Source organism: Methanobrevibacter ruminantium (genome assembly GCF_016294135.1).
GTDB lineage: Archaea > Methanobacteriota > Methanobacteria > Methanobacteriales > Methanobacteriaceae > Methanobrevibacter > Methanobrevibacter ruminantium_A.
The window spans coordinates 1-24,323 of record NZ_JAEDCO010000007.1; the positions used below are offsets into that span (position 1 = coordinate 1).

Annotated in this window: 32 protein-coding genes; 7 read left to right on the forward strand and 25 right to left on the reverse strand. The window is 32.8% G+C overall.

Annotated elements, in window-relative coordinates:
• Positions 1-697 (reverse strand): thermonuclease family protein (locus VW161_RS03015; RefSeq protein ID WP_325192695.1); only part of this gene is annotated, 697 nt, incomplete at its 3' end.
• Positions 698-923: 226 nt separating this feature from the next.
• On the opposite strand from VW161_RS03015, the gene VW161_RS03020 reads away from it, so the two are divergent.
• Positions 924-1,337: a DUF3795 domain-containing protein gene (locus VW161_RS03020; RefSeq protein ID WP_304102600.1), complete on the forward strand. Its 414-nt coding sequence runs from the start codon at positions 924-926 to the stop codon at positions 1,335-1,337.
• Positions 1,338-1,497: 160 nt separating this feature from the next.
• Positions 1,498-1,995 (forward strand): zinc ribbon domain-containing protein, encoded by a 498-nt coding sequence (locus VW161_RS03025; protein ID WP_304102597.1) that lies wholly within the window; start codon positions 1,498-1,500, stop codon positions 1,993-1,995.
• An 85-nt stretch (positions 1,996-2,080) separates the two neighbouring features.
• Here VW161_RS03025 and VW161_RS03030 read toward each other — a convergent pair whose 3' ends face one another.
• Positions 2,081-3,286 (reverse strand): polysaccharide pyruvyl transferase family protein, encoded by a 1,206-nt coding sequence (locus VW161_RS03030; protein WP_304092644.1) that lies wholly within the window; start codon positions 3,284-3,286, stop codon positions 2,081-2,083.
• Positions 3,287-3,394: 108 nt separating this feature from the next.
• Positions 3,395-4,390: an NAD-dependent epimerase/dehydratase family protein gene (locus tag VW161_RS03035; RefSeq protein ID WP_304092642.1), complete on the reverse strand. Its 996-nt coding sequence runs from the start codon at positions 4,388-4,390 to the stop codon at positions 3,395-3,397.
• A gap of 251 nt (positions 4,391-4,641) precedes the next feature.
• On the opposite strand from VW161_RS03035, the gene VW161_RS03040 reads away from it, so the two are divergent.
• Together VW161_RS03040 and VW161_RS03045 are read left to right on the forward strand one after the other, a co-directional pair.
• The gene (locus tag VW161_RS03040) at positions 4,642-4,785 is read left to right on the forward strand and encodes a hypothetical protein (protein ID WP_304087832.1); all 144 of its coding nucleotides are present in this window, start codon (positions 4,642-4,644) and stop codon (positions 4,783-4,785) included.
• Between the two features lie 24 nt (positions 4,786-4,809).
• Positions 4,810-5,145, forward strand: coding sequence for a DUF2085 domain-containing protein (locus tag VW161_RS03045; RefSeq protein WP_304087830.1), 336 nt, complete (start codon positions 4,810-4,812; stop codon positions 5,143-5,145).
• Between the two features lie 133 nt (positions 5,146-5,278).
• On the opposite strand, the gene VW161_RS03050 is transcribed toward VW161_RS03045, so the two are convergent.
• From VW161_RS03050 to VW161_RS03155, 22 genes are all read right to left on the reverse strand, one after another.
• Positions 5,279-5,914, reverse strand: a complete 636-nt coding sequence (locus VW161_RS03050; protein WP_304087828.1) for a CBS domain-containing protein — start codon at positions 5,912-5,914, stop codon at positions 5,279-5,281.
• 132 nt (positions 5,915-6,046) lie between these two features.
• A complete protein-coding gene (locus tag VW161_RS03055) occupies positions 6,047-6,874 on the reverse strand; it encodes a 4Fe-4S binding protein (protein ID WP_304087826.1) in 828 nt (275 codons plus the stop codon).
• 162 nt (positions 6,875-7,036) lie between these two features.
• Complete coding sequence (locus tag VW161_RS03060; protein WP_304136232.1) at positions 7,037-8,080, reverse strand: carbohydrate kinase family protein; 1,044 nt, start codon at positions 8,078-8,080, stop codon at positions 7,037-7,039.
• Between the two features lie 33 nt (positions 8,081-8,113).
• On the reverse strand, positions 8,114-9,001 hold the full coding sequence (locus VW161_RS03065) for a formylmethanofuran--tetrahydromethanopterin N-formyltransferase (RefSeq protein ID WP_304136234.1): 888 nt from the start codon (positions 8,999-9,001) through the stop codon (positions 8,114-8,116).
• A gap of 94 nt (positions 9,002-9,095) precedes the next feature.
• The gene (locus tag VW161_RS03070) at positions 9,096-10,235 is read right to left on the reverse strand and encodes a hypothetical protein (protein ID WP_304087821.1); all 1,140 of its coding nucleotides are present in this window, start codon (positions 10,233-10,235) and stop codon (positions 9,096-9,098) included.
• A gap of 157 nt (positions 10,236-10,392) precedes the next feature.
• A complete protein-coding gene (locus tag VW161_RS03075) occupies positions 10,393-11,844 on the reverse strand; it encodes a 4Fe-4S binding protein (RefSeq protein WP_304104733.1) in 1,452 nt (483 codons plus the stop codon).
• A gap of 1 nt (position 11,845) precedes the next feature.
• The gene (locus VW161_RS03080; RefSeq protein WP_304104736.1) at positions 11,846-12,880 is read right to left on the reverse strand and encodes a 4Fe-4S binding protein; all 1,035 of its coding nucleotides are present in this window, start codon (positions 12,878-12,880) and stop codon (positions 11,846-11,848) included.
• Position 12,881: 1 nt separating this feature from the next.
• Positions 12,882-14,009 carry a hydrogenase large subunit gene (locus VW161_RS03085; protein WP_304162050.1) on the reverse strand — a complete coding sequence of 376 codons (1,128 nt, stop codon included), beginning with the start codon at positions 14,007-14,009 and terminating at the stop codon, positions 12,882-12,884.
• Between the two features lie 86 nt (positions 14,010-14,095).
• Positions 14,096-14,557 (reverse strand): NADH-quinone oxidoreductase subunit B family protein, encoded by a 462-nt coding sequence (locus VW161_RS03090; RefSeq protein WP_292788381.1) that lies wholly within the window; start codon positions 14,555-14,557, stop codon positions 14,096-14,098.
• 56 nt (positions 14,558-14,613) lie between these two features.
• Positions 14,614-14,997 carry a DUF1959 domain-containing protein gene (locus VW161_RS03095; protein ID WP_304136241.1) on the reverse strand — a complete coding sequence of 128 codons (384 nt, stop codon included), beginning with the start codon at positions 14,995-14,997 and terminating at the stop codon, positions 14,614-14,616.
• 60 nt (positions 14,998-15,057) lie between these two features.
• Entirely contained in the window at positions 15,058-15,384 is a 327-nt protein-coding gene (locus VW161_RS03100; RefSeq protein WP_304136244.1) for a DUF2104 domain-containing protein, read from the reverse strand.
• Between the two features lie 17 nt (positions 15,385-15,401).
• A complete protein-coding gene (locus tag VW161_RS03105) occupies positions 15,402-15,659 on the reverse strand; it encodes a hydrogenase (RefSeq protein WP_304087810.1) in 258 nt (85 codons plus the stop codon).
• 106 nt (positions 15,660-15,765) lie between these two features.
• Complete coding sequence (locus VW161_RS03110; RefSeq protein WP_304092634.1) at positions 15,766-16,626, reverse strand: respiratory chain complex I subunit 1 family protein; 861 nt, start codon at positions 16,624-16,626, stop codon at positions 15,766-15,768.
• A gap of 21 nt (positions 16,627-16,647) precedes the next feature.
• Positions 16,648-16,863: a DUF788 domain-containing protein gene (locus tag VW161_RS03115; RefSeq protein WP_295607447.1), complete on the reverse strand. Its 216-nt coding sequence runs from the start codon at positions 16,861-16,863 to the stop codon at positions 16,648-16,650.
• 33 nt (positions 16,864-16,896) lie between these two features.
• A complete protein-coding gene (locus VW161_RS03120) occupies positions 16,897-17,565 on the reverse strand; it encodes a hypothetical protein (RefSeq protein WP_304092632.1) in 669 nt (222 codons plus the stop codon).
• A 98-nt stretch (positions 17,566-17,663) separates the two neighbouring features.
• A complete protein-coding gene (locus VW161_RS03125) occupies positions 17,664-18,341 on the reverse strand; it encodes an EhaG family protein (protein WP_304087804.1) in 678 nt (225 codons plus the stop codon).
• A 4-nt stretch (positions 18,342-18,345) separates the two neighbouring features.
• Positions 18,346-18,951, reverse strand: coding sequence for an EhaF family protein (locus VW161_RS03130; protein ID WP_304136247.1), 606 nt, complete (start codon positions 18,949-18,951; stop codon positions 18,346-18,348).
• Positions 18,952-18,993: 42 nt separating this feature from the next.
• Complete coding sequence (locus VW161_RS03135; RefSeq protein WP_298535348.1) at positions 18,994-19,254, reverse strand: EhaE family protein; 261 nt, start codon at positions 19,252-19,254, stop codon at positions 18,994-18,996.
• Positions 19,254-19,580, reverse strand: a complete 327-nt coding sequence (locus VW161_RS03140; RefSeq protein WP_325192696.1) for a DUF2108 domain-containing protein — start codon at positions 19,578-19,580, stop codon at positions 19,254-19,256. The genes VW161_RS03135 and VW161_RS03140 overlap by 1 nt, the downstream gene beginning before the upstream one ends.
• Positions 19,581-19,618: 38 nt before the next feature.
• A complete protein-coding gene (locus VW161_RS03145) occupies positions 19,619-19,894 on the reverse strand; it encodes a DUF2109 domain-containing protein (protein WP_304087798.1) in 276 nt (91 codons plus the stop codon).
• Between the two features lie 77 nt (positions 19,895-19,971).
• Positions 19,972-20,472: a hypothetical protein gene (locus VW161_RS03150; protein ID WP_304087796.1), complete on the reverse strand. Its 501-nt coding sequence runs from the start codon at positions 20,470-20,472 to the stop codon at positions 19,972-19,974.
• On the reverse strand, positions 20,472-20,786 hold the full coding sequence (locus VW161_RS03155) for an energy-converting hydrogenase A subunit A EhaA (RefSeq protein ID WP_304087794.1): 315 nt from the start codon (positions 20,784-20,786) through the stop codon (positions 20,472-20,474). Before VW161_RS03155 ends, VW161_RS03150 begins: the two co-directional genes overlap by 1 nt.
• A gap of 423 nt (positions 20,787-21,209) precedes the next feature.
• Between VW161_RS03155 and VW161_RS03160 the strand changes: the two genes are divergently transcribed.
• From VW161_RS03160 to cgi121, 3 genes are all read left to right on the forward strand, one after another.
• A complete protein-coding gene (locus VW161_RS03160) occupies positions 21,210-22,148 on the forward strand; it encodes an SDR family oxidoreductase (RefSeq protein WP_304087792.1) in 939 nt (312 codons plus the stop codon).
• On the forward strand, positions 22,145-23,686 hold the full coding sequence (locus tag VW161_RS03165) for a (R)-citramalate synthase (protein ID WP_325192697.1): 1,542 nt from the start codon (positions 22,145-22,147) through the stop codon (positions 23,684-23,686). Before VW161_RS03160 ends, VW161_RS03165 begins: the two co-directional genes overlap by 4 nt.
• A gap of 77 nt (positions 23,687-23,763) precedes the next feature.
• Positions 23,764-24,291 (forward strand): KEOPS complex subunit Cgi121, encoded by a 528-nt coding sequence (cgi121, locus tag VW161_RS03170; RefSeq protein WP_304087788.1) that lies wholly within the window; start codon positions 23,764-23,766, stop codon positions 24,289-24,291.
• Positions 24,292-24,323 lie beyond the last annotated feature (32 nt).

Sequence of the window (24,323 nt, forward strand, 5' to 3'; positions counted from 1 at the left end):
TAATTGCATCAGATCTGCTCTTGAAAGTGACCTTATTCTTTTCAGAAATCTTCTTACCCCATCTGCAAGTAGGGTAATGGAACTTATGACTGTTTGCACTGGCTATATAAGATCCGGAGGAACTTGATGAAGAGTCTCCACTGTTTGAAGAGCTATATGAACTTACATAATGAGAATATCCATCTGAATTAGGTGCCCAATCATATGGATAGAACTCACTTGGAGGCATATACATGATTTCAGCAAGCCCTTCCCTTAAAAGCATTTCATTCAAGTTCTTACCATCTACAATGACAACAGCCAAATATCTTCCGTACTTATCAGTATACTTTGAATCATCAATGTCTAAGCTTACTTCCTTATTCAAGCATAGTTTCTGAACAAAACGTTTAGAGCAGATATAACCTTCCACTCCTCTTTCTGGAGTATTCACCCCTACAAAACGCACCTTTCCAAGTCCATCAACTTCAATGGTATCTCCATCAGTTACATAAGTGCATAATCCAGTGAATTCCGGTTGGCAATCTGTATCATCAAACTTGTTTAGGATATCATCATTTGACATATCAGAATATTTGGAAAAAGGAATATCATGAGTGAATCCAGTTCCAGTATAAGCTGATCCTGCAGATATAATGGAAAATCCTAAAATAAAAATAATTAGTATGATTAATAAATTTCTACCTTTTAACTTCATATTAATCCCCCTTTATTCAAATAAATGAAAAATTTATTCTAAAATAATTAATACTATTATATTATTGGAAATATATAAAATTTATCTTTAATGGAAAATAAGATTATAAAAAGAATTAATAAAAAAGGAGAAATAAAAATAATTAAATTAAAAATAATTAAATTAAAAATAATTAAATAAAAAAGAATTTAAAAAATAAATTAAAAAGATAATTCTAGTGTTGAAAATGAAAATGCCTGAAAAGATTGATACAATCATGTTTGCACCTTGTGGAATGAACTGCAAGCTATGTATAGAACATTTATCGGAAAGCAACCCATGTCCAGGATGTCTTATTGATAGTCCTAACAAGACCAAGAATGCATTAAAATGCAAAATAAAAAAATGTCTTGAAACAAAAAGAGTCAAGTATTGCGGTAGATGCAGTGAATTTCCTTGCAAGCTCATTAAAAAGCAAGATAAGAATTACAAGAAAAGATACAATTTTTCCACATTAGACAATGCAAAAAGAATCACCTACACTGGAATCAATAAGATAATGTTGGAAGACAGCATTAACTGGAAGTGCGAGTCATGCGGAGGAATCATTAGCATTCAAGAGCATGTATGTAGCGAATGTGGATTAAAATATGAGGATTAGATAGTTTACTTATTTCTAAAAAAATATAACTAGAAAATAGAATAAAAAATTATAAATTATATTAAATATTAAATAATATAGTACAAAGGTTAATATTGAAAATTTAAATAATATTAAAAAAATAATAAAAATTTGGAATATATTAAAAATAGTGATATAAATGAATCCTATAAAATGTCCTAGATGTGGAAAAATAAACGATGGAACTACCGATTTCTGCATTTACTGTGGGACTATCTATGATGAATACAATGCAGAGGAAGATGATTCCAATGTCTTCTTTATTCCTACACGTGGAGGAAAAAAACAAGAAGTCAAACTAAATCCTATGCCTGAAAACCTCTCATCCGGAAAAGAAAGTTACAGATTGATGATTATCATAGGTTACCTATTTGCAATATTAGGTAGTGTGCTCGGTTTTATTTTTGCCATTTATCTGATAACAAGAAAAGATTCAAATGCTAGAAAGCATGGGTTAGTCCAATTAGTTGTTTTAATAGCTGAATTTGCACTAATCGGTTTCTTGATTTTCACTGGTCAAATGGATCCGAACATTATCTTAAATCCATTCAATACCACAAACATAACTCAAATGTACAATTCAAGTGCAATGAACATGAGTGGTTCCACTAATTTATCCAGTTTATTTGGTTTTTAAATTCTAAATTTTACTTCAACAAATTTTGTGAAATGCTATCTTTTTCATCAAATTTAGCACTTAATTTCTCTTTCCTAACAGTGCCTTACCTTCTTTTTTTAGTGAATATACTACGAAAATTCCTAATAGGCTTTGTTAATTTCCAAGAATTAGAATTTTGCATTTCATTAATAAGATTTTTTTGTTTTTTAATAGTCTTTTCGTTTTCATTGATTATTTTTTTATAATTTTCTATAATGTCATTTTTAATATTAATTTTAGATTCAAAATCTCTGGACATATGTATTACATTATGCATATATTCCCTAGATTCACGAGCAGTGTTTGTTAACAAGTATGTTTGATAATTCCTTATCTCTTCACTATCATGCCAAATTTCATATGAATCTGAAATATGTCCTGTAAAACTTTTTGTCCGATTAATTAAATCCTTTCTAATTTTAAGATATTTTTTAGAGTTTTTAGGAGGATTTTCAACATCAAAAATGTCATAGTTATTCTTATATCCTTCAATAGTTGACTCTAAAACCAAATCACTGATTCCTTTAAACCTTTCAGGAGCAAATTTTGCTGAATTGAAAAATAAAACTGGAGTCTCTAAAGCCAAGCATGGAAATGCAGCATGAACCCTATCTGTTAAAACGCAACATGCATTCTTATATAGATTTAATATATTTTCTGCTACGAAGAGTTTTTCATTATAGTTTAAAAAAGAGGTTAATACGTAAGAAGTTGGCATTCTCTCTAAATATTTCTTATCAAAAGAGTAAATAAATTCTTGATTAATATCATAAATAGGCAAATCGGTTTTTGATTTTAAGAAATCTATGATTTCTTCAGAGTTATAAGAATTTACAACAATATAATCTTTTTCCGTTTTTGTTTTTTTACTCTCTAATGTTAAAGTTAGACAACCAGAATAATATGCATCAATATCTATTTCCTTTAGAAGTTCTAAAGTAGCATAATCCCTACAGCCAACAGGACCATAAGTAGAAAGGAAATCCCTACTTTCGGGTGATGAAATTACAGTTTTTGTATCATTAGCAGATGTGGTGAAATGCATTGAAATCAGTAAAGGATCAATTGAATCTGAAGGAGGCCATGATTTTAAACAATCCAAATACCATCCATTCATAATCATTTTAACCTTTTCTTGGTTTTGAAAAAGATTTAATTTTTCATGTTCAATATAATAATCAATTTGAGGTAGAAATCTTCTTGCAGCAATGCTTTGAATTTCATTACCTAAATTAGTAGTATAACTATATTTCATTAACCCATACTTCATTTTTACACCAAAATATATTGCTAATGTATGAAAGATATTTAAAAAAATAATTAAAAAAATTAGTGGTAAATAATGAAAAAAGTTTTTTGAAAAGGACTGGAAACTGAATTAAAATTCAGCATCTCTTTCAATGTTTTCCCAGTTGTCTGTAAACCAACCGTAAACTCTTTCTAAACCGTCATCAAATGAAACAGTTGGTTTGTAACCGAGAATGTCTTTTGCCTTATCAATGGAAGACAACAATTTGGTTTTAGCATCCCAATTACGTCTTGCCACATAAGCGATTCCTTCAGGGTTTCCAGTTAATTCATTAACCTTATTTGCCATGTCAATCACTCTGTGGTCCTTACCGGAACCAAGGTTAATAGCTTCACCAATGGCTTCCTCTTCGATTCCCATAGATAAAAGCCCGTTTACAATATCTCCAACAAATGTCCAGTCTCTTGTTTCAGATCCATCACCTGTAATTGGCAATGCCTGTTTGGTCATGGACCAATAGAAGAAGTTAGGAATAACATTTCTGTATTTTCCTGGAACTTCACCAGGGCCGAATACATTGAAGAACCTTGCATTTACAATAGGCATGTCATATAAGTTATGGAAATAATTGGTATATAATTCACCAAGAAGCTTGGTTACTTGGTAAGGTGTGTGCAAGGAAATGGAAATGTCATGCTCTTCAAATGGCATTTTAGAGTCTAAACCATATACTCCACAGCCAGAAGAGGAATATACAAATCTTTCCACACCAGTAAGCTGTGCATATTGAAGAACTTTCAAGATACCGATACCATTAACCATCAAGTCAGTTTCAGGATTGTCTACACTGTTTTGGTTAGCAAAGTGAGCAGCTAAATGGAATACATAATCAGGTTTCATTTTAAAAACACGCTTAAGCTCTTCATCATCCAAGATATCTCCTTGAATAAGCTCAACGTTTTCCAATTGTGGCACATTCCATTCGTATGCAGAGGACATATTGTCAAGTATTATTACCTTTTCTGCACCAAGTTCACCTAATCTTCTAGTTAAGTTACTGCCAACACAGCCTGCTCCACCAGTTACTAAAATGGTTTTATCTTGATATTCATTATATTTGGACATAAAAATCACTTCAATAATTAATAATTAGTTAAATCATAGTTTAAATTAATTAAAAAATAATTTTAATAGTTTATATGTTATAAAATATGTTTTTATTATTAATAAAATTATTTAATAGAATGAATGATAACTATTAAAGATTATTAAACAACTCAAAATAGAATTTAAACAAATTTAATTAAATTTAATTAAATTTAAATAATAAATAAGAATATAATAAAGATTAAGTCATGATTTTATAGGATGATAGAATGGATCTTGGTCCAGAAGAATTTTTAATATATGAAACTTATTTTGAAAATGAGGACAATAATGTAAACAGAAATGAAGGATGTTGCAGTACTTTAATAGTTCTTGCAGTGATTTTCATAATAGTTAATGTTTTAATTGTATAACTCTTAAATTAAAAAGGTTAGAAAATGAGCGTATTTGACTATATCTGCCATAGAAGACCCGAAAGAAGCTTCTTTTATAAAGGGAAGCAATTTCCAGTTTGTGCAAGATGCACAGGGTTTTACATTAGTGGAATAGCTACCATAATCCTTATAAATCTCTTCCCAATCCCATATAGCTTAACAACACTGCTTTTAGGAATCATTCTTTTAATCCCATGTGCAATCGATGGATTCACACAGCTATTTGAAATGAGAGAAAGCAATAACACTCTCAGATTCATTACAGGAATTCTCGGAGGAATAGGCTTAATTTTTGTCTATGAAATCATGATAGAATTCTTTGTATTCAATTTCTTATAAAAAAGGTCTGAAATAGATAAAATAAGAATAAATAAAATTAAAAAAAGCAAATAAAAATAGAAAAAAATAATAAATAAAATAATAAATAAAAAAGAAAAGGAGAAATTTAAAACTCTAAAGAGATTTAAAAATATTAACGTCTTGCACGGCCTACTTTACGTGCAATTACGATTTCTCCAACAGAAATAAGTCCTGCAAAGAACTTTTCAAGTCCACCTGTTGCCCAAATAGCTTCACCAAAAGTAGAATTTTGAATATTTTTCTCATACTCTTCAGCAGTGATTTTAACACCAGTGGTTCTTGTAGAGATTTTAGCTGAAGCTTCCATTAATTCATCCCAGGTAACCCCTCTAAGTTCCTTCTCCATAGCTTCATAGATTTTTACAACTTTAATGTCATATAATGAAGACATGGAATCCACTACATCTACAGATCTGCATACACCAATTACCTGATTTTCATCATTGATAATAGGAATGCTGATTAACTTATTTTTTGAAGCTGCAATTACAACATTTCTTGCCGCTTCATTTTCACTAATGGTCATGATTTCCTCAACAGGACTCATAACATCAGCGATAGTTTTCTTTCCTTCACGTAATCCTTTTGTTATGTTGAATGAAGTAATCCAACCTTCCAATTTCATGTTTTCATCTAAAACAGGAGCAGTAAATCTTTTGTCCTCTTCCATTTTTAGAGAAACATCTTCTATAGAATCATTTTTTGATACAAAAACAAATTCTTTATCCATCATCTCTCTAGCTTTCATTTTAAACACTTCTCCATAAAGATTTTTGAAAAATCTGTAAAAATAATCTATTAATTAATTTTATTTAATTCCATCTTTTAATTTATCTAATTAAATTTTTTAATTTATTTAATTAAATTTTTTATTTGATTTTTAATCATCTAAAACTAAATTTAAAGCACCTACAGGACATCTGGAACTGCATTCCTTACATCTTATGCATTTATCGTTATTAAGGAAAATCTCACCGTCAACAACCTTGATGGCTGAAACAGGGCAGTTATCCTCACACAATTCACAAGCTACACAGATATCTTGATTGACATCAATGTGACTGTAAATCACTACTGGGCCTAAATCCCTTTTAAGGTTAATTGCACCTTGAATACATAAGTTAGCACAAGACCCGCAACCGCAACAACGGTCTTTGTCAATATAGGAATACATATATCCATCTTCAGAGTCAATAGCCCCATCACTTGGACATGTCTCTCCATGCACTTCTATGAATTCTTTAGTTCTAAGTGATATTGCATTGGTTGGACAGTATTTTAAGCAAGACCCACATCCAATACATTCTTTACGATTTATGGAAATTTCTTCCATTTTAAGAGTTCTATGAGGAACCTTGATTTCCTTTAATGTATATTCTACAGAATCATCTTCCTTAATGACTGATTCAGCATTCCATACATAAATACATGAAACCGGACAGGTTTGAGCACAAATTTCACATTGCACGCACTCTTCACCGATTTTAGCTTTCTTAAGCCAGGTTGAAGAACTGATTACATTAATAGGACATTCTTCAACGCAAAGATTGCATCTGACACAACGAGGAGAAATTGTAATGAGCTTTTCCTGATCATTGAAATCATGAATGTCTACATTAAAGTCTTCAATATCTTCATCTAAATCTACAGATTTAAGAGTGATTTCCCTCTCTAAGGTTTCAATCTGCTTTTTTAGTTTAATTTCCATATTTTTATCCCCATAGATAAAGTTTATTATTAATTTACTCTAATAAGCAAATCTTTAATCTTAAATTTCACAGTTTAAAAACATTATTATGTTTATATATCTTTTAAATAACTTAAATAATTTATTATAATTATTCAATATAGTATTATTGTTCAAAATTTTTTACAAAGACTCAATAAACTCTTCCAATTCCTCTAAATTAGGCAATCCAGTAATGCCAATGGCTTGAACGGATTTTGAAGCAACCCAATTAGCTATTGTACATGATTTAGCCAAATCATATCCTTTAAGATATGAATACAGGAATCCAGCATTAAATGAATCTCCTGCAGCAGTTGTATCAACTGCATCACATTCAAACGCAGGTATTTTAACCTCTTCATCCTTCTTATTTATTGCATAAGCTCCAATAGATCCTCTTTTTACAACAACAGTATCAATGCCATCATTTCTAACATTTGCTGCCAAGTCTCTGAAGCTTAATGAATCATCATCAGACAAATTCAATTTTTCCTTATAATAATCTTCAAACAATATCTTCAATTCGCCTTCATTAATAAGAAGAATATCAGTTCTTTCAAGGATTTCCTTAAGCTCTTCGACTCCTTTTTTAACATATAGCATACCTGGATCAAAGCTTAAGACAATTTTATCTGCCAATAATGGCAACAATTCCTTTTGAGCATTGAATGAATCCCCTACAAAGGAAGTGTAATGAAGTATCTTGCATGCGTTGACATTCAATGGATTTATCTCATCAATGGTTATCTCATCATTTACACCAGGGTCTACATAAAGAGCCCTATCTCCAGCATCAGAAACGAATCCCAAAACCTTTCCAGAATTTCCGCTTTCTGCATAGATGAGATTTGTTAAGTAAACATCATTAATCATTAGATTATATTCCAATAAGTCTCCTTCCTCATCATATGCAATCTTTCCAATATAAGATGTTGAACATCCAAGCTTTGAAAGGCCTATGATTGTATTTGCTGCTGAACCACCAGGAGATTCCTCTTCACCTTTAATGAAACTTTCACCATCGATTTCTGCAATGTGACCAACCTTATAAAGCTTATCCACATTCAATGCACCAAAACCTATTACATCCACATTGATTGCATCATAAACTATCTCATCAACACCTAAATCTTCAGCAGTTACATTTTTTGAGGATTCCGGAATATTTGTATTATTTTCTTCCATTTAATCACATCGTTAAAAGATTATTAAGAAGCATTATTTCAAAATATCCAATAAATTGGTCTTATGTTCACCTAATTGGCCTTCAAAGTTTCCAGCTGAAATCCTTTCAACACCAGGAATGTCAATTATTGCATCGATAGCTTTTTTAATAGCCAAATTCATAGCTTCCTGACTGGTTGCATTTATAACTATTTCTGGAATGTAATAAACTCCTTCTGGAACTTTTGATTCATCTCCGAGTCTTTCCTTCAATGAAGGGCAATAAGGATGATTTGTACTTGGACCAATCTCTGGGAAATTGGTTTCAGGCTTACTTGCTGCAGAGCATATTCCAAATGGAGTGCAAACTCCTTCCACTTCCATTATAGTGTCAATGATGATTCTACCTGCCTTTAAAACAGCCTCTTTAGTAGAACACATATACCAGAAGTTACCGCCCATGATTCCTTCTGCATAAGCAAGTTCAGATTCAATCTGGAAATCTGGAACCGCAATAGGAACATTGATCATTTTTCTACCAAACTCTTCAATTTCCCATTCATAGCCATCTCCACAATGACCTACACTTTCCATCATTCCAATAGCGCCAACTGGATTTTCAGTTATGCTGAATACCCTTGTAAATGGCTTTACAAGAATGTCTTGACGAATTCTGTAGGATAATTCCTTTTCAAATTTTTTCAAGTCATCAGTTAGCCAGAATTGAACAATAGCTCCAGGTCTTCCATCCGGAGTCTTGTCTCCATCTACAAAAGCTTCCACACCTGCTTCAACTCTTCCAATTACAGCACTTGGTGTAGCTGTAGCATCGTAAGCTGCTTCCTTTACAGTCAATTCATCTTCCGCTGTAATCAATGCTCTGATATACATTCCATCAAATGATTCAAAGAATGTATCTTCAACCTTATCATAATTTGCCATAAATGTCATCTCAATAAATATAATTTATAAATAATCTATAAAATCTTAAATCCTAATCTTAAATCAATAAATATTAATGTTTAAGATAGTATTTTTATCCTAGACCACCAATATCCTTTCCACGAATACTATTCCTCATCTCTTTGCTTAACTTAAGCAAATACTCCCTATTTTCATCTGTAATAATCTCTATGATTGGTGCATTCTTATTATGGAACACCTTTTCAAACTCTTCAATTAGGGAATAATCAACTTCAAAGTCTCCAAATGCTTCATCAGGACCTTTTTCAGAGTAAGTTCTGATAAAGTCCAAGACATAATCCTTGTCAAATCTTGAATGAAGGTCAATCAATATGGAACTTACAATTGTATGGTCAGATATAACTGCAATTTCTGCAACATTCAAAGGATATTCATTTCCATTGAAACTAACAGACAATCCACCATTATCCCTTGCATATTGCAATGGCTCAACATCAGTTATGCTGTCACCCATATAGATAATGGAACCTGATTCAAGTCCAAACCTTTCAACAATATCCTCAACTGCAATTTGCTTACCTTTACCACCAACAGTTTTCACACTTTCAATATACTTGTTGATTTCAAGCTTTGGAAACTCATTGAAGAAAATGTCATACAATACATTGAAGTCATCTTCATTTTCATCACCATGTTCAAGTATAATTTTTCGGAATTCTTCAACTTTCTTAAGTTCTTCAATAAATTTTGGTGATTTGTCACCAACAATAGTTTGAGAATTGTTTGTTACAGATGAAACATTATCTGATTTTTTATCAAATTGATTGAAATTAGTAGCTCCATCTACATCAAGTTGTGTGTGATAAGTATTTTGGAATGGGAAATCAATATAATTGCATAGAGCTTCAATATATTGACCATAACTAGTACTAACTATGAAAGAATCAATAAGTTCATTTGCAAATCTGAGAGTGTCATCAGAACCATCAACAAGATAGATATTTTCCCTTGAAAACTTGATCATTTTTTCATTTGTAAGTCCAGCTAATTTATAAAATGGAACAATAAGTTTAAGTGTGTCACCAGCATGATAATTTTCAAGCTTGACATCATCAACAAGATAATCATCAAATCGACTGATGATCTTAAATAATTCACCACCATCTTCAATAAACTCATCTGCCAATTCATATGCATTGTCATTTAATGTTAATGGACCTTCACAATCTGTGATAAAAACTTTTTTTACCATAATTTAATCTTCCCAAATTTTAAGTTTGAAATTTTTTAATTTTTAATCTTTAAATCTATAATCCTAATTTTCATCTAAGATAAATTTTTCAATAATAATGAATTAATAAAAATAAAAAAAGAAAATTTTATTTGAAATAAAATAATTTAAAAGGACATTATAAGAACTGCCAAATTGTAGAGACTCTTGCTGCATTCAATGGACAGATTCCCTCACAGTTTCTACAGGAAATACAATCATCATGATTTACAACAACTTTTCCATCTTCAACGCTTAATGCATCAACTGGACAGTTTTTAACACACACTTCACATAATTGACAAGCATGGTGATTAATCTCTACAGTACCGTTTCTTCTTCCTCTAAGGTCTCTTTTAATGAAGAATATCTCATGATTCCTGTTTGTAAAGAACTCTTCCTTAAGCTTGATAGCTTCGAAATTACAGCTTTCAGCACATAATCCACAGTATACGCAAGAATTGTCTGTATCTATTACAATCGGATTAGGGCCATTCAATCTAATTGATTCAGTCGGACAGACATCTCTGCACAATCCACAGCTGATACAATTCTCTTCCACAACTTCAATTCCAAGTGCAGGTGGGAAGAATTCCACAAGGTCCAATACCTTTACAACATCCAAGTCCTTTTTAATCTGTGCATTTAATCGCTCATTTAGGAATTCTGTTACATTCACTACAATTGATCTGCAGTTTGTGCATGTGAATATTTCCACATCTGAAAATTCCATTCCTCTAGGAACATCCCTAATGTCCATTGAGTTTTCATAATCAAAATCATCAAAGTGATAATCCTTGGAAATGTCTTCAAGCAATTTAACCAAAACATTGTCAATATTGGTTACTCCTTTTGAAATGTTATGAACATCCCTATCAATGATTTCAGAAGCTATTTCCAATGTCTTGATCTTATTGAATGATTCAAATGCCTCTTCCCTTTCCACATAATCGATTGCATATGTAGGACAGGAATGCATACATTCCTCACATCTTGCGCAATATGCTGGGTCAATGAAAGGCAACTTATTGGTTTTTCCGACATTGATTGCACCTTTGGAAGGGCAAATCCTTGTACAAGTCATACAGCCAATACATTCATCCTGGTCAATGCAGAGAGTTTTACCTTCCTTTACGGTTTTAGGAAGCAATTCCCCATACTTAATTGCATCAGTAGGGCAGTGCCTAAAGCAATATCCGCAACGAATGCACTTATCCTCATCTATTTCACTATGAACTTCCTCTCCACCAGAAGACCTTAAATGGATAGCTCCAGACTTGCATGCATTTACACATGCACCACAAGCTCTACAGAGCTTTTTGTTGATGTTTGGAACATTTTCACGAATCGGATCCGCTAAAGTCTTCTTAATGTGAATAGCATCATAAGGACATGCATTGGTACATAAGACACAACCAAAACAGTGTTCATCCAATTTAATGAACTTGGTGTTTGCATCTTGATAAACAGCATCAATCGGACAGACATTCAAGCATGGCTTGTCCATACAATTGATACATTTCTCATTATCAATCTCATACTCTATATGAACATCTCTTAATGGTCTTGGAATAGGGTCAAAAGTTACCATATTAAGCCCTCCTTTCTGCTAATTGAGAAGCCTTTACAGAAATGTGAATAACTTCCTCATCAGTATCATTAGTATCTAAATTAAATTTAGCCAAGAAATATTTGATGACACCAAATGGACAGGTTTGATAACAAATACTGCATCTTAAACATTTTTCCTTATCTCTTACAATGGTATCTTCATCACTGTCAAATGAAATGGCCCCAGTTGGACAGTCTGGAATGCACATTTGACATTTCTTACAGTTGTCTGCATCCCAAGTTATAATTCTAATCTTCAATCTATTGATGGCATCTTCCAATACTTCATGAACCACTTCTTCATCATTTAGAATGGTTAGTGACTTGTCAAATATTGGTTTGAAATCCAATTCATCTAAAAATAGCTTGTCAGTGCCTAAATTAATCAAGTCATCCTGCTTGGATTCAATGTATTCCTCTAATGTGCTTACTGCCAAATTAATGATTTTCTTTTGCTCTTCAAGATTGTTTACAAAGACTCCTCTCATTGCTCCTTTTACAGGACAGGTCTCTAAACATTTTCCGCATGAAATACATTTGGATTGGTTGACAACAACCCTATCATCAATCTCTTCTATTGCTCCAACTTCACAGGCATCCATACACTTATGGCATCTGATACATAAATAATCGTCCACAATGTATTTTCTCTTTGAAGGGATGATATTGAACTCTTCACGAATGAAATGGTTTTCACCACATTCCAATGTTTTTGGAGTTGAAGGGCAGACTTCTGCACAGAAACCGCATCTGATACAAGCAGCTTTATTAATTACTGGATAAATCAAACCAATGGATTCCTCATTGTCTGAATCCCTAACCAATTTGATTGCATTTGGTGATGGGCAAGATGCAGTGCAGCTTCCACAACCAATACAATTTTCCTTGATCACTTCAGGAAAATCCCGGAATCTGTCTGGCTTGTGTGCTATGTCTTCCTTGGATTTTGCATCGAAAAATCCATCAATCCAGGTTTTTCGAGCAAATTCATAAATATACCAAATAAGTGAGGACATTTCATTTCACCTCGAAGAAGTCTTTTACAGTAGATTTGCCAGTATCAACATCAGTTATAGCCACTCTTTCAGTACATGCTATGCAAGGATCTGATGACGCATAAGTAGCTACTGCATCAGCAACTGTTGCTACATCCTTAAGCATGTATTTTGCACAGGAGTCAATATTCATGATACTTGGAGTTCTGATTGAAATGCGCTTAATCAAATCTCCATTGGTTTCAGCCATATATCTTACTTCTCCACGAGGGGCTTCATTTCTCCATTCCCCGTATCCTGATGGAATGTCTACAGGAGTTCTTATATTTCCTTTAGGCATATTTTCAATTGCCTGTTTTACTAAATCAATAGATTGCTCCACTTCATAAAGCCTATTCAATGTACGGGCATAGTTATCTCCCTCTTTTCTCCAAATAGGCTTGAAGTCAAAATAATCACGATAAGTATAATGCTCTTCTCTTAAGTCATGCTTAAGACCAGAAGCTCTTCCAATAGGTCCTACAGCATGTCCTTTAATAGCTTCCTCTTTAGTCATCACTCCAACGCCTTTTGCCCTTAATGCAACGATTGGAGCCTCTTCAAATAATGCTATATGCCTATCAAAGCCATCTTCAATTTTCTTTAAGTTATCGAGTATTGCATTGAAATGGCGCTCATCAGCATCCATTCTGACTCCACCGACAACATTCCATCCTAAATTGACTCTATTTCCAGTTAACAATTCAAGAGAATCCATTGCATATTCCCTTAATGCTAAAACATGCATAAACAATGTCTCATGGTCAAGAGTCTTGAAGAATGTTGAATTTGCAAGCAAGTGGGATTGGATCCTGTCCAATTCATTTGTAATTACCCTTAAGTATTGGGCTCTTATAGGCGCTTGAACTCCAGAAATTGATTCTAAAGTTTCTGCAAAGGTTTGTGTGTGTTCGTATGAACAGATACCACAGATTCTTTCAGATAAGTAAATGCATTTTTGCCAGGCCTTGCCTTCCATAATCTTTTCAATACCTCTATGAACATAACCATAATCGATCTCAGCTTTAATAACCTTTTCACCTTCAGTTTTAAGTTTAAGTCTTAAAGGTTCTTTTAAACCTGGATGAATTGGTCCAATTGGTAATATCATAATATCTGACTCCTATTTACTTATCTAATTTTCATAAATCAACAATAAATATAATTTTTACAATAATATAATTCAAATAAATATATTTAATCTTCCCTAGCGTCTTGAGCTCTTCCTTTAGCTGCAAGAGCACCAGGAGCAACAGTTAAAACTGCCTCTAAAATTTCACTTGGCCTTGGAGGACAACCTGGAATAGCTGCATCCACAGGTATGAAGTCTGAAACAGGAGCAAGAACTCTTCCTCCCTCTTGAGCAAAGACATCTCCAGACTGTGGACAGTTTCCAACAGCCACTACAATCTTAGGTTCTGGAGTTTTTGCATAAATCCTTCTTAAATTGTCTCTCCATTGTTCTGTAACTGCACCAGTCACTAAAAGAACATCCGCTTCACGAGGATTATTGTGAACGTAAATTCCATACTGTTCAAGATCGTATCTTGGTGAAAGGAGTGCAACGAGCTCTACATCACATCCATTACATCCTCCACAGTTTACAATACAAACATGAATTGAACTTTTTCTCACAATATCTTTAAGTTTTTTAAGCATTTCAATTACCTTAAATCTCGTTCTTTATAATAATTTTATAAATATAATCTTTCAAATTATTCTCTCAATAATTCAACTATTTGTGCTCTACCTTCTTCTAAAGCATCCTCATACTTTTTGCCATGCTTTACTATATCTTTGGTTAATTGGTGGCAGATTCTATCAGCATCTTCATCAGATATTAGTTTAGCAACATCACTTAACCAGTAAAGCCTTAAATCAAGATGCATTTGCCTTTTTATCTTTTCCCTATTTGCTATTTCAAAGGTAGCATGCATATTTTCCAAATCACTCATATCAAAGCGATTCATAAGAATATCTTCAAATTCATCTTTAGAAATTCCAAATTCTTCAGACAATGGAATAGTAATGTCCTTTTCCCATTTAAAACTATGAAGAACTCTTAATTTCATCATTTCATATTTTTCTTCACTATTCATATAAATCACCATATAAATGATTTGATTTTAAATTTAACTACTTAATTTTAATATTTCTAATTAAAATAATACTCCTGATGTTGAAATCCAGACTATTGCTGCAATAAGAATACCTATTGCAGTTTCCTTACGACCATAACCTGGCCTTCTTCCTAATGCAAGCCCTATAAAGAAGAATGCAATAGTAAGCAATATTTCAGAGCTAATATTTGGATTTAATCCATGGTTAAATAATAAAAACCATCCAATAATAGATAAAACCAAGGTTAAAACATCTATTTCAGATATTATATAAGGTTCCATATGCTTTTTATAGCTCAATAAAAGACCAGCGATGGATCCTATAATGAAAACCAAAATATAAATCATAATATATAATTCTTCCATAATCTCACCTAGTTTACCTAAATTGGCTTATATAAACAAATAAATGTGATACAAATAATAAAAAATGTAATGATGAATGCAATCTCCTCTAAGTTTTCAGCTAAATGAGCATATTTTTCCTTATTTTGCATCAATATAAATGGAACAAAAATAAGTCCAATTATAGCTAAAGGAAGCGCTAAAATACTTTGATAGAAAGCAGCAAGTCCTGCCACTGCAAAAATGCCTAAAGCTACCAATGAAGTTAATACTCTCATTCCTTTTTCATCATTCATTTTTAAGCCTTCTTTATTAGTTTTTTACTTAATTAAAGATTAATTAAGTTTTTTAATCAACAAATTTATAATAATTTTTTTAAATTTTTAAATTTTTTAATAATGATTAAATAATAATCATGATAATTGAACCTACAGTGCAGATAACTGCAATGGATATTTGAGCCATTACAGAATGGTTTGGATTCAACATAGGAGTTGTAGCATTGATGAATCCTGTAATAATACAAATTACAATCATTCCAATCAAGTATCCGACAACGGAAATAGGCCCAAAGAATATTGTTAAGAATAACCATAATAAAATATACCATGCGATTGATTCTGAAAACATTATGTATCCTCTAAGCATACCAAAGTGTTCAGTTTCAAATCCTGATATGATTTCCTTTCCTTTTGTGATTGCAAAAGGAGAATATGGAGATTTTGTAACAATTAAAGTGAAGAACATAATCGCTGCAAGAGGCAATTGCAATACCAAAGGCCCATGCACTGCCTGATACGCTATGATTCCACTGATATCCATAGTTCCAGTCAATAGGAATATGATAGCGATAACAGCAAAGAGAGGCAATTCACCAGCTGCTGAGAAAACAGCCCTTACACAACTCAATTTACCATATGGGGAACCTGATGAGGATCCTGCATTATGCTCTACAATCTTATGGATAGCATAAACACCGAATATTATCATTAAGGAACCTTGAGCCACTGGACCTACAATAACTGCAGTAACCCAAACAGCTGCTAAAATAACTGTAATACCTACATAAAACGGCATTGCAGCAGTTTTTGGAAATGAAGTTTCCTTAAAGAAAAATTTCAATGAATGCAATAAGTACTGTATAATAGGAGGTCCTGGCCTCAATTGGACTCTTGCCATAACCTTTCTATGGAAACCTAATAAAAGACTACCTGCAAGGAAAGCGATTACTACATTGATTAAAATTTGAGCCATTAAATTCATAATATCTGCAAAGAGATCATATTAGTAACCTGTAAATGGTTCTTCTCTTCTTTCCTCCTCTTCCTCTTTTATTGGTTTGGACATTGTTAAAAGTCCAAATGAAAGTACTAAAAATGGTATACAAACAATAGCTATTGCATATACTATCCAATCAGCAGGATTAAATATTAAAGCGTAAAGGATAGCTAATACAGACACAATCAAGATAATATAACTAGCTATTTTCATTTTATTCATTTTATCGGCCTTCTATTAAATAATAAACGTAATCTACAATATAGTTAATAAGATTTCAACAAATCTAACAATAATAAACAATGAACTTAAGTGGATAATCAATATGAATGGAGATCCAGGAGTTCTGAACATTTCTGCCTTACTTGCAAAGAATGGTGCTATACCGCTTTCACCACAAACTCCTATTAACATTACAAGCGCTCCAAATATCATCATTGGACTTGCAGGAATTGAAGCGAGTTCAATTAGGCTTAATGTACCGGTAGCTGCTAAAATCATAGCTGCTCCACCGAAGAGTGGCAAACCGCACATCATTGCAATCAAACCGTATTGATAAGCGGAATTCAAAACCTCCACTTGCTTTACAGCAGAAACAATACCGATGTTAACAATACCGATTAATGCCATGAATAAGGTAAAGTTAAATAAATCTCCAGTAATCATAGCTCCTGCAGTAGCTATTCCACAAATAATAGCCAAGAATCTTCTATGCTTGAATTCCTTTTTGCCAACTGCAACCTTATTTTCATCAAGAGAACCAAACATTGCTTCCACTTGAGTTTCAGTTCGGCTAATGGCTATCAATGCTGTAAATACAAGTATAGTTACAAACAAGAATATGTGGAGAGGGTTTAAATAAAGAACAATATCTCCTAAAGGAATTGTTCCCATCAAGTCTCCGCCTAAACTCTCTATAAGCATTTAAAGTCTCCTTTTTTTATTTTAAGTTCATTTATTTGTTTTTTTGAATAATAAATTGATAAATATAATATTTTAAATTTTAAATTCATTTGGAATAATCATTTTCTTCCATATTCCTCTCTCATCATTATTCCAATCAATCCAATCTTGGAAGCCACTTTCAAGAGCAATCCTAAAGCAGCTAGGAATAAGCTGAGTAACCAGTATTGAGGCAAGATAAAGAATAACAGGAATCCAATAATCCATAAGCACCAAGAGATACCGGATATTGCTCCCACTCCATCAAGAACAACTATTGGCAATCCTCTTACCTTTCTGCTTAAAACATAAATTACAATACCTCCTCCAGCTACTGCACCACCAGTAAATCCGGATAGGAACACACCATAACCTATCAATAACAATGCAATGAAATTAGGAGCAGTAGTCATAATCTCCATATCTATATTTAATGGCATTGGTGCAAATGAGGTATCTACATCTTTCTTTCTCATTTCACGAGATATTAAAATCTCGGATATTGCCATGATCTCTGCCAATTCAACTACTAGACCCGGAAGAATCAATGCTTCAGACAAATCAGTTCCCACTGCCGCTACAACAATAAGCATAGCCAAACCGACAATATCAGTCAATATAAGAACTTGAATGTCTCTTTTCTCCATTGCAATTCCCATCAGGCCAATGAAAGCTACAATCAAACCACCGTATAAAGCTGTGGAATACATTGAGCTATAGAATGCAGGAACAAATTGTGGAATTATACTTGCAGCCATCTAATCACCTGAACTCCTTTTTAGCTTGCTTTTCACGAGCTTTACGATTGCTCATTTCAACTTCACTGGCTATCTTGTCAGAACTTGCAATAGCTCTTTTTACATCTTCCTTAATGTCTCCTTTACCTTTTTTCTCCTTTCTAACCATGGTAAAGTTAATGGCAAGCCATGATGCAATTATGAATGCCATCATAAGAATAGAGGATTCCAAGATAGTGTCAAAACCTCTTGTATAGTAAAGGATTTCATCTATCACTCCACCTGGAGATGCACAGATACTTGTTCCAAAGTATGGGGAAATACCTTTTAGCATTTCAGCAATTGGAGTCATATATGAATTGATCCAACCCAGATTCTGTGAATTTTCAGGATATTGGGCTTCAGTAACACCCGGACTTTCCAAAATCTCTCCACCCCTATCATATGGAGCAATAGCCAATCCCGCATCCATTTGACTTTGAGGAGCCGGACGAGTGTAGATTTGATCGGGATCCAATCCGATAGGAATAAGGAATCCGGCTATTAGGAGCAAACCTAAAATTAGAGCGAACAATCTAGGAATATTCTTCGGATTTGCCAATTTATTCCATAATTTAGCTATTTTAGGCATTTTGGTTTCCTCCAGGCATTAAGTTTAATAAATTGATAAGCATTATACATCAGCCCCTATCTCTTCTAAACGAGAAATAGCTCTAAACAAGATCAATGTCACAATAATTGTAGTTGCAATTAAAGTCAAAAGAGCCAATGTAGAATTATAAGTAAGTAAAATCAATGAAACTCCTACAGATGCCACTTCAGTATTGATGGTTCTTATGATTGGGTCTTTCACTCCAGGACCCCAAACGGTAGCTAGACTTCCAAAAATGGCAAGTGCCAAGCCTACATAAACCCAAAGAGCAAGATTAAACATTATTTACCACCTTCAGAGTTTCTTATTTCATTTTCACTGCTTTGAATCATTTTAGGAAGTGTGGAATAATCCTTTAGTTTTGATTTACGCACTTCATTTATTTTGATTAAGGCAAGTAAAAATACAATAATAGATAATGGATCAAGAACAGCAGTTAAAAAAGCAACATCCAAATATTTAAAGCTGACAATAGCTAAAAACAAGCCTGCTTCCAAGATTGAAACCATTATAACCTTATCCAATGGTTTCTTTAATAGGACAACTCCAATAGCACCTATTATCATCAAAGCAATTGATATTGTTGTCAAGTCAATAAATTCCAACATTTAAATCCCATTTCTATTATCTATAAAAGTAATAATCATCAATTTTCCTTATGCTCTTCCATATTCTTATCATAGGTAATTTCATCTTCCAAATCCTTTAAGCTGTATGCAATTGCATTTGCACCAATTGTAGAAGAGATAAAGAAAGTTGCAGCTAATACAAGACCAAATGGAGTTTTAATATACAATGCAATCAATGCAGAAACACAGAATCCTATTACATTTATGTAAAGTAATTTTTCTGCCCTATCTTTGGTTATTACTGCTCTTAAAGCCATTAAAATTGTAATAACTCCAATAATTTCAATAAACATAATTTAACCTTGTATTTTTCAATTAATTTTCATTTATTTATTTTAATTCATTTTTTTTAAGATTTAAAATCTTTTAATTATTCATATTTAGTATATCTACCAAAGGATTTTGCTATTTTTCCAATTAATCTAGAACTTGTTGGATGGTGAATTCCTTGAATAGTGAATATTGCAATTACCATTCCACAAATGAACATCTCTGGAGTGATTCCAATGAATGAGTAGATGAATATGAGTAGTGTCATGGTCAAAGCGCCAGTTGTTCCAGCATAACCTGGATCTGCACATAATCTATTCCCAATGTAAACAAGCAATGCAGCTATTAAACCGCCTTGAATTCCAAGAATGTAAACTCCAATTGAAGCAATCAATGTTCCTGCTGATGCATCTGGAGAACATAGGATGTTTCCTTGGAAGAATCCTCCTGCCAAATCCCCTTTTCTATTTTTGATGGAATATCCTACAGTCTCTGCCCCTTTAACACCTGGAGCTTCAGGAAGACCTAGGAATGTATCCACTATTACAAAATTAAGCCAAGAGATAATGGTTGCTAAAATCAAGCCAATTATTAGATCCATTATTTGCTACCTCCTTGAGGGTTTGGGAAAACATAATCGAATAGATACTTGACAAAAATAGCTGAGAATGCCCCAACTATAATTGCAATTATCAATCCATTATAAATCCAAAACACATTTAATGAATAAAAAATAGCTAGAATTCCTATAGCGAACACAGGAGTTGGAAATAGTGCACTTTTTGTCCAGGAAAACCTGATTGGCTTTTCTGGAAGAAGTGGCAATTTTAAAGCTAACGCTAAAACTATTGCAACTATGATAGCCACCATATAATTCATGAATAATTGAAATCCATTAGCACCTATACTAATCATACTTATATATATGTTATAATTTAATATATATCTTTTATTACTTGTTGCCAAGCCGAAAAAATAGGGCAAATTTATGATTATTTTTAAAATCGAAAAAAAATTAAATCAATCAACAGAAAATAAAGATAATTTATGAACAATCTTTGAAAAAGAAGCAGTTTGAAAGGATAAAAATTTAGGCATTCCTAAAAATTATAATTATTTTTATTAACACCACAATTGACAAAAATATAACCACAATATTACCAGAATATGACCACAATAGGAATTTATTTCTTATATAAAATTACAAAATATTAAAATAGTATTAAAATTATAAATCTATACTAATATAGAAAATAAAATTATAAATCAATGATGAAAATCATAGGCATTGAATCATTGAAAAATCATTTTACATTATAAATTAAAGGACCAGATATAATGGAAAATAAAGAAATTGTAGTTACTGGAGGATGCGGATTTATAGGTTCACACATTGTTGAAGAGCTATTGGAAGACAATAAAGTGACCATTATAGACAACTTATCCTCTGGAAAAATGGAAAACCTAAAAAATCCAAATCACGAAAATTTAACCTTAATTGAAGAGGATCTTCTAGACTGTGATTTAGATGAGATTTTAAAAGGAAAGGATTATGTATTCCACCTTGCAGCGAAGGTAAGCGTGCCAGGAAGTGTAGCAGAACCTTTAGATTACAACGAGACAAACATCGACGCTACCTTGAAATTGCTTATTGCATGTAAAAACAACAACATCAAAAAGATTGTTTTCTCATCATCTTCTGCAGTTTATGGAGAAAATCCCAACATGCCTCTTAAGGAAACTGAACTTCCTATGCCTTCATCCCCTTATGCTGCTCAAAAGGCAAGCGACGAATTATACTTAAAATCATTCCATGAAAGCTATGGATTGAATTATGTAGCTCTAAGGTATTTCAATGTCTTTGGTCCTAGACAAGATGAAAACTCACCTTATGCTGCAGTAATCCCTAAATTCATCTCTGCAATCCTAAAAGGTGAAAGCCCAGTTATTTATGGTGATGGAGAGCAAAGCAGAGACTTTATTTTTGTAAAGGAAATCGCTAAAGCAAACATTGCAGCATGTGAATCAGACTACAATGGAATGGTGAATGTTGCATTAGGAAAATCAATGACCATAAACCAGCTATTTGATATTGTTAGTGATGTTTTGGAATCAGACTTAAAAGTTAATTATCTTGATGAGCGTCCAGGAGACATTAAGCACTCATTAGCGGATATCAGCAATCTTAAAAATATTGGATTCAAGCCAGAAGATGATAAATTTGAAGAGCAGTTAAGAGAAACTGTAGAATGGTTTAAAGAAGAGATGGAAAAATGAAAATTGAAGTATTAGACACCACATTAAGGGATGGAGAACAGACTCCTGGAATCTCCTTAAATGCAATTAAAAAATTAAGGATAGCTACCAAATTAGACGAGATAGGAGTTAATTCCATTGAAGCAGGATCTGCAATTACATCTGAAGGTGAAAGGGAAGCCATTAAATTGATTACATCACAAGGATTGAATGCAGAGATTGTAAGCTTTTCAAGAACATTGCTTAAGGATGTGGATTACTGCTTGGAATGTGATGTCGATGCTGTAAATGTTGTAGTTCCCACTTCTGATTTGCATTTGAAATATAAAATTAAGAAATCACAAGATGAAATGCTTGAAGATGCTGTAAAAGTGGTTGAATACGCTAAGGATCATGGCCTTGCTGTAGAGCTTGCAGCTGAAGACTCAACAAGAACTGATGTGGAATACTTAAGAAGAATTTTCAAGGCAACAATCAATGCAGGAGCAGATAGAATCTGCCCATGTGACACTTTAGGAATGCTTACACCACTCAAATCCTTTAATTTCTATAGAAAATTCTCTGATTTGGGAGTTCCTGTAAGCGCTCATTGCCATAATGACTTCGGTCTTGCTGTAGCAAATACATTATCAGCTATTGATGGAGGAGCTACAAGATTCCATGGAACCATCAATGGTCTTGGTGAAAGAGCTGGAAATGCAGCTATTGAAGAGGTTGTAGTCTCATTGAACACATTATATAAATATAGTGACGATGATGATGAAAGCAAGTACACCACTGACATTAAGATAAACCAGCTTTACAGCACATCTAAATTGGTTTCAAGATTAAGCAATGCATATCTTGCTCCAAACAAACCGATTGTAGGTGAAAACGCATTTGCACATGAATCTGGAATCCATGCAGATGGAGTTATAAAAAACAGCGCAACCTATGAACCTATCATGCCAGAGCTTGTAGGACATAGACGTAAGTTTATCGTTGGGAAGCATGTTGGAACCAAGGGCTTGAACAATAGATTACAGGAATTAGGCATTGAAGTTGACAAAGCCCAATTAAATGAGATATTCCTTAAGGTAAAGGACCTTGGAGACAAGGGAAAAACCGTTACAGACACTGATTTGGAAGCTATTGCAGAGCATGTCCTAAACATCGAGCAGGAAAAGAAAATCAATCTTGATGAACTAACAATCGTTTCAGGAAATAAGATTAGGCCGACCGCTTCAATCAAGATGAACATTGAAGATAAGGAAGTGATCGAAGCTGATGTTGGTATCGGTCCTGTTGATGCAGCAATCAATGCAGTGAATAAGGGAATCAAGAACTTTGCAGACATAAAGCTTGAGGAATACCATGTAGATGCAGTTACAGGCGGTACAGATGCATTGATTGAAGTAATTGTAAAACTAAGCTCAGGAGATAAGATCATATCTGCAAGAGCAACTGAACCGGACATTATCAATGCAAGTGTAGAGGCTTATGTTGACGGTGTAAACAGATTGCTTGAAAACAATCATTTTTCCTTAGACAAAAAACAAGCAAAGAAAAATAAAAAATAAACAATTTTTAAATTATTTTTTAATTTTAATCATATAATTATTTTAATTTTTATAATCTAACATTATAGAGCGATAAAATGAAAGAATTCAATAATGAATTAGCTAATTTGGATAATGTTGAAATATTAGGTTTCACTGGAGAAATAGAAAGTATTCCTAAAACATTGGAACAAGTCGAAGACATTAGAAACAGCTGTTGTGATGTTGGCATTATTCAACTTATGAATGCAGATGCAATAGCTGGAAAGGAACACCTTCAGCAAGGAGTCATTCATGCAATCAATGCATTCAAAAGAGGGGAAAATTTAGCTAAGGATTTAGGTATTGAAATTCTAATCAGAACTTCTGCCCAAAGGCAAATTTCAAAGGCATTTGACATTCTTGGTCTTAAGGAAGGTAAAATGAATATAGCGGTTGTTCTAATCGATTGCCCAGATTACTTTATCGATGAATTATCTGATATGTTTGTAAGAAATGATGCTGTTTTAGAAGCTGACGAATCAATATTAACAAACTTATATGATATTCCTGAAAAAGAGTTAAAGAACATACCGATAACAGACATATTAATTGATAAAACTACTCGATTAATAGTAGAACAATGAACAAAGAGAGTGAAAAAATTTTAAAAAAAACT